Source organism: Roseinatronobacter alkalisoli (genome assembly GCF_028745735.1).
Lineage (GTDB): Bacteria > Pseudomonadota > Alphaproteobacteria > Rhodobacterales > Rhodobacteraceae > Roseinatronobacter > Roseinatronobacter alkalisoli.
Genome location: NZ_JAQZSM010000015.1, coordinates 42,738 through 55,077 on the forward strand (window position 1 = coordinate 42,738; position 12,340 = coordinate 55,077).

General features: G+C 59.9%; 10 protein-coding genes. 3 read left to right on the forward strand and 7 right to left on the reverse strand.

The annotated features are described in order from the left end of the window. Nucleotides 1-281 precede the first annotated feature (281 nt). The gene (locus PUT78_RS14990; RefSeq protein ID WP_274353080.1) at nt 282-3,353 is read right to left on the reverse strand and encodes an efflux RND transporter permease subunit; all 3,072 of its coding nucleotides are present in this window, start codon (nt 3,351-3,353) and stop codon (nt 282-284) included. Beyond that, nucleotides 3,350-4,447: an efflux RND transporter periplasmic adaptor subunit gene (locus PUT78_RS14995; protein WP_274353081.1), complete on the reverse strand. Its 1,098-nt coding sequence runs from the start codon at nt 4,445-4,447 to the stop codon at nt 3,350-3,352. The genes PUT78_RS14990 and PUT78_RS14995 overlap by 4 nt, the downstream gene beginning before the upstream one ends. Nucleotides 4,448-4,533: 86 nt before the next feature. Between PUT78_RS14995 and PUT78_RS15000 the strand changes: the two genes are divergently transcribed. Beyond that, complete coding sequence (locus PUT78_RS15000; RefSeq protein ID WP_274353082.1) at nt 4,534-5,118, forward strand: TetR/AcrR family transcriptional regulator; 585 nt, start codon at nt 4,534-4,536, stop codon at nt 5,116-5,118. Between the two features lie 424 nt (nt 5,119-5,542). On the opposite strand, the gene PUT78_RS15005 is transcribed toward PUT78_RS15000, so the two are convergent. The 5 genes from PUT78_RS15005 to PUT78_RS15025 all read right to left on the reverse strand — a co-directional run bounded on the left by PUT78_RS15005 (nt 5,543) and on the right by PUT78_RS15025 (nt 11,484). Further along, nucleotides 5,543-7,753: a methyl-accepting chemotaxis protein gene (locus PUT78_RS15005; RefSeq protein WP_274353083.1), complete on the reverse strand. Its 2,211-nt coding sequence runs from the start codon at nt 7,751-7,753 to the stop codon at nt 5,543-5,545. A 100-nt stretch (nt 7,754-7,853) separates the two neighbouring features. Continuing rightward, the gene (locus PUT78_RS15010; protein ID WP_274353084.1) at nt 7,854-9,506 is read right to left on the reverse strand and encodes a methyl-accepting chemotaxis protein; all 1,653 of its coding nucleotides are present in this window, start codon (nt 9,504-9,506) and stop codon (nt 7,854-7,856) included. A 2-nt stretch (nt 9,507-9,508) separates the two neighbouring features. Continuing rightward, nucleotides 9,509-9,847, reverse strand: a complete 339-nt coding sequence (locus PUT78_RS15015; protein WP_274353085.1) for a hypothetical protein — start codon at nt 9,845-9,847, stop codon at nt 9,509-9,511. A 111-nt stretch (nt 9,848-9,958) separates the two neighbouring features. After that, nucleotides 9,959-10,477 carry a chemotaxis protein CheD gene (locus tag PUT78_RS15020; RefSeq protein WP_274353086.1) on the reverse strand — a complete coding sequence of 173 codons (519 nt, stop codon included), beginning with the start codon at nt 10,475-10,477 and terminating at the stop codon, nt 9,959-9,961. Continuing rightward, a complete protein-coding gene (locus PUT78_RS15025; RefSeq protein ID WP_274353087.1) occupies nt 10,474-11,484 on the reverse strand; it encodes a CheB methylesterase domain-containing protein in 1,011 nt (336 codons plus the stop codon). The genes PUT78_RS15020 and PUT78_RS15025 overlap by 4 nt, the downstream gene beginning before the upstream one ends. Nucleotides 11,485-11,696: 212 nt before the next feature. Here PUT78_RS15025 and PUT78_RS15030 point away from each other — a divergent pair, with 212 nt between their 5' ends. Then, complete coding sequence (locus tag PUT78_RS15030; protein WP_274353088.1) at nt 11,697-11,972, forward strand: STAS domain-containing protein; 276 nt, start codon at nt 11,697-11,699, stop codon at nt 11,970-11,972. Continuing rightward, on the forward strand, nt 11,969-12,337 hold the full coding sequence (locus PUT78_RS15035; protein WP_274353089.1) for a response regulator: 369 nt from the start codon (nt 11,969-11,971) through the stop codon (nt 12,335-12,337). Before PUT78_RS15030 ends, PUT78_RS15035 begins: the two co-directional genes overlap by 4 nt. The last annotated feature ends 3 nt before the right edge of the window (nt 12,338-12,340 follow it).

Genomic DNA, 12,340 nt, shown 5'->3' on the forward strand with positions numbered 1-12,340 from the left:
TATGTCGGGGCTTGTAGCCCGCGCTACCGGCGGGCCGGGGTCTGCCGGTCCCACGTGAAAGAAGTTCACTTTATGCAGGCGGCACAATCCAAAGCTCAAAGGCTTGGCTTGTCGCTGGCGTAACCGGCAGACCGCAGGACGGCCCGCCGGTAGCGCGGCGGCCTTGCGGCCTTTGCTCCGCGCGTTTGGGTGCGCGGCGGCGCTGTTTTACACCAGCACCCCGCAAAGGGCATGTTCCAACCTGATCATCACGCGACACCCGAAACTGCCAGCACCCCGTGTCATTCCGCCGGGTGTTCTGCCATATCCCGGACCGGGGCCAGTAATGTCCGGCGCGCAATCAGGACATAGAATGCCGGCACCACAAACAGCGTGAACAGCGTGCCTATGGTAATGCCCGAAAAGATCACCAACCCCATCGAGAACCGCGCCGCCGCCCCTGCCCCGCTGGCCACCATCAGCGGCACAACACCCAGCGCCGTTGCCGCCGTGGTCATCAGGATGGGGCGCAGCCGCAGCCGCGCGGATGTGACGATGGCGCCTGCCCGGTCACGCCCCTTGTCGCGGCGCAACTGGTTGGCGAATTCCACCAGCAGAATGCCGTGCTTGGTAATCAACCCGATCAGCGTGATCAGCCCGACCTGCGTATAGATATTCAGCGTGCCCAGACCCAGATTCAGCGGAACAATCACCCCGAAAATCGACAAGGGCACTGACATCAGCACAATGAACGGGTCACGCAGGCTTTCAAATTGCGCCGCCAGCACCAGATAGATCACGACAATCGCCAACCCGAAGGCCAGCAGGATTGTATTGCCTTCGGATTGTTCCAGCCGCGACTGGCCCGCGTAATCCAGAAAGAACCCGTCCGCCAGTTCCGCGCGCGCAATATCTTCCAGCGCCGCCAGCCCGTCCCCGGTGGAGGTGCCGATCATCGGCATGGCGGTCAGTGTCGCGGAATTCAGCTGGTTGAACTGTTCAATCGACTGGGGCGCAACGGCGGTGCTGATTTCTGTCACAGCCGACAGCGGCACCATCTCACCCGACATGGACCGGATATGGAATTCACCCAGCCGTTCGGGGTTGTCGCGATAAGCCTGCGGCACCTGCATGATGATGTCATAGCTTTTGGAATCGCGGTCAAATTGCGCAATCGCTCCATCCCCCACCAGCAAACCAAGGGCAGACCCGATCTGATTGGCGGGGATATTCAGCGCGGCGGCGCGGTCGCGGTCGATGGACACGACAACCTGTGTGGTGTCAAAGGACATGGAATTCTGCACCACCAGAAACCGCCCCGATGCCTCGGCCGCCAGCTTTATACGCTCTGACATCTCATACACTTCGGACGGGTCACCGGTGGACTGCACCACCAGTGAAATCGGCAATCCCCCACCCGCGCCGGGCAGGCTGGGCGGCGCAAAGACAAAGGCCTGCACACCCGCAATCGGGGACAGCCGCGCCTGCAGATCCTGCTGGATTTCGGCCTGGCTGCGGTCCCTGTCGGCCCAGTCATCGAAGGCCCAAAGCATGATGCCGCTATTGGTCGCACCACCGAACCCAACGATCGAAAAATTCGCCCGCGCTTCTGGCAGGTCCGATGTCAGGTCCGCCATCTGCGCGATATAATGGCTGGTATAATCAATCGTCGCATATGATGGCGCATTGACGAAGGAAAACAGCGCGCCGATATCTTCTTCCGGGGCCAGTTCGCTTGATGTCTTGGTGAACAGGAACCCTGTCACCCCGGTCAGCACGATGACAATCATCAACGTGACCGGCGTGAACCGCAATGTCGATGTCAGACGCCGTGCATACCATGTTTCCAGACGGTCGAACCCGCGGTCCAGTGCTTTCTGAAACCGGTTGCCACCACCGCCCGCGCGCAATACCCGCGCCGCCATCATTGGTGATATGGTCAGCGCGACCACACCGGAAATGAACACCGCCCCTGCCAGCGCCACAGCAAATTCCCGAAACAGCGCACCTGTCAGCCCACCAATGAAAAACAGCGGCAGGAACACGGCAATCAGCGTCATCATCATGGAAATGATGGCCACTGACAATTCGCGCATCGATGTGAACGCGGCCTGCAACGGGGTTTGCCCGTTCTCGATATGGCGCTGGACATTTTCCACCACGATGATGGCGTCATCCACCACCAGCCCGATGGCCAGCACCATGGCCAGCAGTGTCAGCAGATTTATCGAATACCCCGCGACAAACAGCATGAACAACACGCCCACCAGCGACAGCGGAATCGCCACAAGCGGGATGGACACTGACCGCACCGACCCCAGAAACAGCAGGATGATCAGCGCAACAATGGCCGTGGCCAGCACAATCGTGACCAGAACCTCGTTGATGGAGGCCGAAATCTGTTCGGTCGCGTCATACATCATGTCCATGGTCATGCCGTCAGGCAGGCTTGCCTGAATGGCCGGAAGTTCCGCCAGCACTGCCGCTGCAACATCCAACGGGTTGGCCGCCGGGTTGGGAAACACCCCGATGAATGTGCCGGGCCGCCCGTCAAAGGACACCACCATGTCGGTGCTGGCCGCCGCCAGTTCCACATGCGCCACATCGCGCAGGCGCACAACATCGTTGCCCGACCCTGCCAATGGCAATTGCCCAAAGGTTTCAGGCGTTTGCAGGGTTGAATCAATGTCAATCGCATAGCCGACAAGTTCATTGCGGGTACGCCCCGGCGCTGCCAGAAAATTCGCGGCATTGATGGCCTGCGCCACTTCTCCCGCGGTCAGGCCCTGCCCGGCCAGTCGCACCGGGTCAATCCAGACCCGCATGGCATAATTCGCCGCCCCCATCACCTGGGATTCAGCCACCCCTTCGATAGTGGACATGCGCGGGACAATCACCCGTTCTATGTATTCGGTGACCTGTTCAGCACTCATCGCGGGGTTCTGCACGGCCAGATACATGGTGGCGAATGTCTGGCCCGTGCCCTTGACGATATTGGGGTCCATCGCATCCGATGGCAGGCGCGAACGCACCTCCTGCACCTTGGACATGACTTCGGTCAGGGCAATGTCGGGGTCCTGGCCCAATGCCATATTCACTGTCACAACCGACGCCGATGGCCGGGACTGGCTGGTGACGTAATCCACCCCTTCGGCCGATGCGACAGCGGCGGAAATCGGGGCCGTGACAAACCCTTGAATCAGTTCAGCAGACGCGCCGGGATAAATTGTTGTCACGGAAATGACGGTTTCATCCACCTGCGGGTATTGGCGGGTCTGCAACCCGAAGGCCCCCATCAGGCCCAACAACACAATCATCAACCCCAGCACGGCAGATCCGACAGGGCGTTTGATGAACGGGGCGGAAATATTCATTGCGCCACCTCTGGTGTGGTCGTCTCTGCAAGGGTCACGGGCGCGCGGTTCGACAACCGGTTCTGACCCGCGCTGACCACACGGTCCCCGTCTGCAATACCCTCGACAATTTCAACCACGCCATTATTGCGCCGCCCCGTCGTGACAAAGGTCTGGCGCACCACCAGTTGGTCCGCATCCTCCTCTGACGGGCGCACGACATAGGCGAAATCACCATACAGGCTGGTGACAACGGCATTCTGCGGCAGGGCAATGACACCATCTTCCTGCGGCAGCCGGATTTCAACCCGCGCAAACTGGCCAGGTGTCAAGCTGCGCCCGGGGTTTTCAACTGTGCCGCGCACGGCAACCATGCGCGAATTCGGATCGACGCGCGGGTCAATGCCGCTAATCTCGCCGCGGAAACGGCGGTCATCACCCTGCACGCGGATATCCAGCGCCTGCCCGATATGTAACGCGGGCAGCGCCTGCTCCGGCAGGCTGAAATCCACCCGCATCTGGTCCAGTTCCTGCAACGTCGCGACGACCGTGCCGGGCGTGATATGCTGGCCCGCATCCACACGCGGAAGGCCGATAACACCTGCAAACGGGGCCACAAGGCGGCGCTGCTGGATGACCGCTTCCGCGCGTGCCATCTGCGCGGTTGCCACATCGAACGCGGCGCGCGTCTGGTCAAGCTGGACATTCGCTGTGACGCCCCGGCTTTGTAGCTCAAGCGCGCGATCAAGGTTCAGGCGCTCCAGCGCAAGCTGGCTTTGCGTCGCATTCAGGTCGGCGCGCTGCACCTCATCGTCAAGGCGCAACAGGATATCGCCTTGCATGACTTCGGCATTCGACGAAAAGCCGATCTCGCGCACGATGCCCGCTGCTTCCACTGTCAGTTCAACCCCTTGCGCGGCATTCACGGTGCCAATGGCATTCAGCACCGGCGACCATGTTTCCGGCTGCACCTCAATCGTTTCCACCGGCATGGATTGCACTGGTCGGTTGGCCAGAAACTGCGCAATCATCTGGTCCCGGAACAGGTTAAACCCGATCAGGCCACCGGCCAGCACAACAAGCAGCACGGCTGCGATGATAAAGCGTTTCAGCATGGGGGGGCATATCCATCAGATAAGTGATTGCATCTTGCAGCGGTCAACTATACCGTCCAGACGGTTTAGTCAAGATTGGGGGGCATATGTCAGAAGCGAAAAACACCGGCTCAGGGTTGTCCACGCGGCACCGCATTCTGAATGCCGCCGAAACGCTTGCGCGCACGCTTGGGCCTGCCAATATTTCTCTTGATGCTGTCGCAGCCGCAGCAGGCGTGTCAAAGGGCGGGTTGCTGTATCATTTCCCGTCCAAGGCGCGGCTGCTGGAAGGTGTTGTGGAAAACCATCTGAAAAACCTGGATATTTCATTGAAAAAGCAAGAAAATTCAGGGCAGAAAAACGCCGTCATCATATCGTATCTGCAGCATTTCCTTGACGAACAGGACCGGAACACGCATCCGCCATCAGGGCTACTGGCAGCACTTGCGGAAAACCCGCAGATGCTGACACCTGTGCGCGAACATACCGCTGTTTTCCTGCAACGCATCAGATCGAACGCGTCAGACCCTGACCTGGCAACCTTGGCCTATCTGGCAGTGGACGGGTTACGCAGTGCTGAATTATTGGGCACACAGGTATTGGGCGCGGCGGAAAGGCGCGAACTGATAAAACGGGCAATGCGCTGTCTTGCCGATCAGCCGGACAGGCCACCCGCAGTTCCCCCCCGCTAAGGGCGCATCGCATATCGTCCCGGAACCTGCGCGCGTTCATTCGCATTCGTGCGATTGGCACTGTCGTATTGTTTCCGCACATGCGGGGCGCACGCAATCCCGGTTCCCGCCATTGCGTGTTGCGACGGGTTCTGCACTCAGATGGCATGGAAAACGCCCCCGGGGGAAAACCCCGGGGGCGCCTCTACAACCACATCTGTTCTGCGGTCATTGCCCTGTTGCTCAGGAATGAACAAGATGGTGCCGGGGGCCGGACGTGACCTGCGGCATCAGGTCCCGCAGCGGCATCCTGGATGCGTGTCGCGTTCATTCGCCTTCACGCGGCCACGCCCTGATATTTTGACATCACGCATATCCGGGAAGCAGAAAACCGGTACCCAGTTTGTCGCACGCCATGCCCTCACTGCCAGGCGGGTATCGCACATCAGAACTCGACCAGTCTGGCTTGTGCCCCATCCGCTTGCCGTCCGACAACCCGTTTGGACTGAAACCCACCGGCGGATATTGCTGTTTCGCTCTTTGGCATTTGCAGAACCCGTGCGGACCGTCCGGCAGATTTCTCAAATCTGAAATTGGACAATTCGCTCAGCAATATATCCGCCTGCTGCTGCAGAGAATCGGCGGCGGCGTTGGTTTCTTCGGCAACAGCCGCATTCTGCTGTGTCACCTGATCAAGTTGATTCACACCGGAATTGATCTCGCCCAATGCACTTGACTGATCCGCCGCGGCGATTGCGATTGCAGATGCCTGATCGGACACATCTTTCGCCTTGTGCAGTATCTGCTCCAGACTTCCGCCTGTTCTTGTAACAAGCGACGAGCCGGCTTCGACCTGTTGCGCACTTTCAGAGATCAGCCCCTTGATTTCCCGCGCCGATTCAGAAGCGCGCTGTGCCAGCCCGCGAACTTCAGAGGCGACGACAGCAAAACCACGACCGGCTTCTCCCGCGCGGGCAGCCTCAACGCCGGCATTCAGGGCCAGCAGATTGGTCTGAAAGGCAATATCGTCGATTACGCCGATGATCCTGTTTATCTGATCAGAGGATTTCTCAATCTTCTGCATTGCGGAAATCGCGTCCCGCACAATGCTGGTCCCCTCCTCTGCTATCATACGATTATCGCGGGTCATGTTCTCGGCGGTTTTCGCGAGCGCCGCTGTGGAGCGCACGCTCTCGGTCAGCTCATTCAGGGCTGCGGCCGATTCCTCCAGCGTTGCGGCCTGGGTTTCGGCACGACCAGACAAATCCTGGGCCGCTGATGTAATCTCCTCAGACCCCCCGCGCACCTGCTCCGCGACACCAACAATGCGTGACATCGTGTCGGCCAGGTTTGACGCAACAGTGTTGAACGCGGTGCGCAGTTCTTCGTATTCCGCAGGGAAAGGGTCATTTTCCGGGCTTGGAATAGCGTGGGTCAACTCCCCCTGTGCAAGGCGCGTCAGTGCATCCTCAATATCGCGCACGACACGCGCCTGACGCCGGCGCTCTTGCTCCTGTTTCTCATTCGCCACCGCTTCGGTGCGGCGCGCCTCTTCTTCCGCATCACGTCGCGCGACCGCGTTATCCTTGAAAACCCGCAGGGCCTGCGTCATTTGTGTCAGGTCGCCCTTGCCGTCTGAACTGGCGATCTCAAGGGACAGATCCCCCTCGGCAAGGCGATTGGTCTGCTGAAGAAGCATCGCAAGGCGGCGCGAAAGCGTCACGGACAACACCCCGGCGATCGCGGCCCCAAGCAGCGCGGCAAAGGCCACTCCGGCCAGGACCGAAAAAACGGTTCCGTCGATCAGATTATGCGCGGAAGCATTCAGTTTTTCCCGTTCAGCAAGGATTTCGGCCTGCACCGTGCTGAGTTGCGCGATAACCTCTGTGGTTGTTTCATGAATCGCTGACAGGGCTGCGCGGCTGGTCATTTCAGCGTCACGCATATCATTCACAACGGCCCAGAAATCACTCAGGCCACGTTGTGCGGCCCCGAGGAGCGCGCGTTCTTCTGCCATAAGCGCACCGACAGGCAAACGGGACACATATTCAAGCGTAGTTTCATAAGGTGCCGTCGCCGTATCCAGTTCCGAGAGCGGCATTCCATCGACGAATCTGTCGACACGCACCCTTGTCACCAGGAAATTTTCAGACGCCCGCAGTGCAAGATATGCAGCCGCATCCGCATCGCGCGTTTCCAGTAACGTCACGAGCCGCCCCAGATTGCGGCGATGCTCAATCCCCAGATCCTGCAGCTTTTCCTTCAGTTCTTCACGTTGCTTGTAAAGCGCCACAAATGTTGAAAGCTCCTCGATATGACGATCTTTCAACACCACCATATGCCGCGCAGTTGCGAATCCAGCATCGACGAGTGCCACAGCGGCGCGGCGGACATCCAGCATTTCGGAAACTGCGGTGTCACCATCCGCCGGATCAGCTGTTTGCGTGAAAACACGGACGGCCAGGCCCGCTTCTGCGATCTCTCGTCCGAGTTCGGCCGCGGAAATGGCAACTTCCATGGCGTCCTCTATACCATAGACGGCGCCACTCATTGCGGCGAGCCGCTGCCAGCTGAACAATCCCAAGCCAATGATCAGGATCAGGACAACGGCAAAACCGCCGGCGATTTGTGTTGATATGTTGGTATTTTTAATCATGGTTACCCTCGGCACTTGGCTGGTTTTGGCGGAACTTGTTTGGTCGGGCCGGAACCCGTCTGGTTTTGGCGTGTCGCATCTTCGCGATCATGTTCAGTCATCACGCCTCCCTGGCAAAGCTTATGATAGGGACGGGGTCGGGCATCGCTTGCGGATGCACGACGTCGGACCAGTCCATGCGCCCCGGTGTCGTCAGATATGCCTGCAATGTTGCCACCAGTTCATCTGCCTGTTTGCTGATGCTGACGGCCACGGATTGCGCATCCTGGGCGGCGGACTGGGTCTGGTGATTGATGGCATCTGCGTGATCAATCACTGCGCCTGTCTGATGCAGCCCCGTCACCTGATCGGTTGAAGTCACGGCAATCCGGTCCATGAGATTGCGGACCTCTGATGCGCGTTCAACAATGCCGGACAAGGCTTCGGTCGTGCGGCGCACAAGACCGGACCCAGTGCTGACATGGCTGGTCCCTTGCGCGATAAGCGCACGGATTTCACGGGCAGAGCCGGAGGCGCGTTCCGCCAGCCCGCGCACCTCTGCCGCCACCACGGCAAAACCGCGCCCCGCATCGCCCGCACGTGCGGCCTCGACGCCCGCGTTCAGGGCCAGAAGGTTGGTCTGAAAGGCAATATCTTCGATCACTCCGATGATCCGCGAAATCTGTTCAGAGCTGTCCTCAATCGCGCGCATTGCGTCTACGGCGTCCTGCATGATGGACCGCCCCGCTGCCGCCTGATTTTCGTTTTCGCGGCTTTCGGCGGTCGCCTTGCGCGAGTCGGACTGGCTGGATTCCACCAGTTCGATGACGCGCTGCAATGCACTCCGCCCCTCGCGCAGGCTGGCGGTCTGGGCTTCCGCACGCTCCGACAGCTGCTGCGCCGCACGTTCGATTTCCACAGCTTCGGCCCGCACAGATCCGGCGACGAGATCAACCCGGACCATCAACTCATCCTGCAACCGCAAGGTCTGATTATAGGCCTGGCGGATCGTCTCATATTCTTCGGGGAAAGGGTCATCATCGGGATTGTCGATAGGGGTTTTCAGGTTCCCCTCCGACAGGCGGATAAGGCCCGCTTCGACATCCCGGACAACGCGCTGCTGGCGCGCAGCCAATGCCGCCCTTTGTGCTGCGGCGCGATCAGCCATTTCCGCCTGTTCAAGACGCAGCTTCTCTGTTTCCTGCATGGCCATCTGCGCTTTTTCTGCGTCATCAGCAGCCCCGGTCAACGTGCGTCGCAGGATTTCCCCGATGACGACAAGTGCCGCAGCCTCGATGAGAAGGATTGATCCATGCAGGAATGCACGCCCGATATCCGTGCCCCCCGGCAGCACAGCTGCGGGCGCGACAATCGTCAGTATCAGATGGTGGATCGCAACAATTCCGGCATAAAGGATGATCGCCCGCCAGTTGCAATAGATCCCGAGCACAGCTAAAGCGGCGAAAAACTGCATATGCATATCCGGCTGCCACGGATGTCCGGAAAACTGTGCGACGAGCAATGCAACACCCACCGCGAGCGCCGCCGCGGAAGTCAGTTGCACGGCTTCCCCTTCGGGGTTGCGCCGGTATTCCAGCGTGACGATGGCCGCCAGAAGCGACATGCAGACAAGTATATAGAGCGAGGGAACAGAAAGCGCCCAGCCGATGACCGCCGCCTGAACAACCATTCCCCATAGCAGAAAGCCGATTCCGAGCGCGCCCCAGCGGCGAATGACCGGCATCTTCGCAAAGCTGTTGGTGTTCGTAGCCATTCCTAGATTTCCTTTGCAACGGGGGCTGTGGCGCAAAAGGCGGCCGGACGGGCCGCAAGGCGGATCACGGGCACCGACACAAGACCTGCCAGACCCGTGCGCAGCTGTTCAGGCTGGTTGGTCAGGTCAAGTTCCACCAGATAGCCGTTCCAGCGCAGGTCGCGGATCGGCAGACCCAGCTGCGCAACTTCGCGCAGAATCATCGCGCGCGACATTGTGGGCGGGAATATAAGCGCGGCCGTATCATCGCGCGTGTCCGGCAGGACATGCAGCACGCTCAATGCGATCAAGCCCGACAGGGACACCGCAAGGGGGGATATATATTCAGACAGGAATTGCATCACTTCAGTTCCCTTCGCGTTGGCATCAGCATACCCGCTGCGTATTAATGAGTGATTATCGCGCCCGCCCTTCCGGGCCGTGTACCGGCGTGTTGCATGACATTCTTTGCCTCAGAAAAGTTCAACCTCGCCGGGGGCCGTGCGCACCGGCTTCTCGGCAGGTGGGGGGGCTTCATTGCCCAGCAGCTGCATCTGAACCCGCCCCGTGGTCGGCCAGAACCGGATCCGCCGGGCCTCATTCCCGCAGAGATCCCCGCTCACGACGCGGATGCCGTCATTCTGAAGAATCCTCTGGGCCATCTCGGCGTTGCGCCGTCCGATATCGGGCAATGTCGGTATCATGCGCGCGCCACCAAACAGCTTTGCCTGCATCCGGTTGCGCAGCGCCCCCTGCCGCAACAACCCGTTGATCAGCACTTCCATCGCGGCAGCCGCATAGCGTATATCCCCCGAGCCCGAGGCAGATTCCGGCAGCAGAAAATGGTTCATCCCCCCGATTCCGCATTCCGGATCATAAATGCAGGCCGCAACACATGACCCCAGCACAGTGGTGATGACAGTTCCCGGCTGCCCGGAAATCTGATGCTCCCCCTGGACAATATGAATGACCTTGTTTTGCGGACCGGTCATGGCAATGCCCGTCCCTGCAGGCCGGCAGACCGCGCCTGATCGCGCAAAAGCGCCTTCGCGATGAACGCCAGCGGCAATACATCGACCGCACCGCCCAGTTCGACCGCAACCCGCGGCATGCCCCAGACCACGGAACTGCCCTTGTCCTGTGCCACGGTATAGGCCCCGGCCGCGCGCAGATCACGCATTCCCGCTGCACCATCAGCACCCATTCCCGTCAGAATGGCGGCACTGACCGGCACCCGGCCCGCCAATGCGGCACCATGTCCGAACAGGACATCCACAGACGGGCAATGACCCGATACCGCGCCACTGTCGAGAAGGCGTGTCACCAACCCGCCCCGCCGCACGACACCAAGATGACGGTCATTCCCGGCGGCAATGTAAACTGTCCCGCTGCGCAGCGGCATACCGTCGTCCGCGGGGACAACATTGGGGAGAACCATGTCATCCAGTCGGCGAATCATCCGCTCGGCAAAACCGGGGCGGATGTGCTGAACCACCATTGTCGGCGGGCAATCAACGGGAAACGCGGAAAGAATCGTCTCCAGCGCGGGAATACCGCCGGTTGACGCCCCGATCATCACCATCTTGCTGACAGGCGGCGCAGCAGGAACCACAGCAGGTCGCGCGGAAGCCTGACGTGGAGGCGGCGGACGCGCATCAATGCCCAGCCCCGCACTCAGCAATCCGACCAGACGGCATGCCGAATCACGCCCCTCAAGCCGGAATACATTCCCGGCCACAGCCTCCGCCGCCCCGCCATAAACCACCAGATCGGCAGAAATCATTTTCAGCATGTCGATCAGCGCATCAAATTCATGCGCGCGGGCGAATTCCGCAGCGACAGCAACGCGCCTGGGCATGTGCATTTCCGCATGTTGATAGGTTTCACCCAAAGTACCGGCATCAATAGCAGTGTAGATGCCCGCATCCGCACAGGCGGCCAGCAGCATTTTCCGCCGGGCGCGATTCGGGTCGGCAATAAGAATAACCGGATCAGTCACTTGAGACTCCTTCAGCAATCGGACTGACCCTAGCCCATACTACTTAAGAAACTCTGTGCATCCGGGACCGCCCCGGACAAAAGAACCGATCTGGATGAAACCAATTCTTAAGGGAGCGGTGCTAACCATCAGTGAAATGCGAACCGACTATCGCAAAGTACAATGTTCAGATGCGTCATCGGCCCGCAGCGGGCCGCGTCAAAGGGGGTGCCATGCCAGACCTGAAACTGCCGGAAGTCCTTGACCAGCGCGGCGCGCAGATCGTCGCCACGCAACTGCTGGAGCGAACGGGGCAAGACATGAGGATTGATGCATCCGCAATCACGCGACTGGGGGCAGTCGGCCTGGAAATGCTGATTGCCGCGCACCGTCAATGGCAGGAAGACGGCGCGCGTTTCGAAATCGAAAACTGGTCAGACGCCGCATTGCGCACATTGGCAATTCTTGATGCTGATCCACAGACCCTGAACCTGGAGGCCTGCAAATGACGGCGCGTATTCTGGCGGTCGATGATTCCCCGACGATACGAGGACTCGTTGCTGATGTTCTGCGCAAGGCAGGGTTCGAGGTTTTCCTGGCCTCAGATGGAGTTGAGGGTGTGGGAACACTGGCGGATGCCGATCCCGACCTTATCATCACCGATATCAACATGCCCAAGATGGATGGGTTTGGCCTGATCGAGTCAGTGCGCGCGACCGGAAGCTACTCCAGCATTCCCATACTCGTTCTGACCACCGAAAGCAGCGACGCGCTCAAGGCACGCGCGCGCAATGCCGGGGCGACCGGCTGGATTGTCAAACCCTTCGATGATGAGCGCTTCCTTACAGTGATCGACCGGGTATTGGGGAGGTAATCG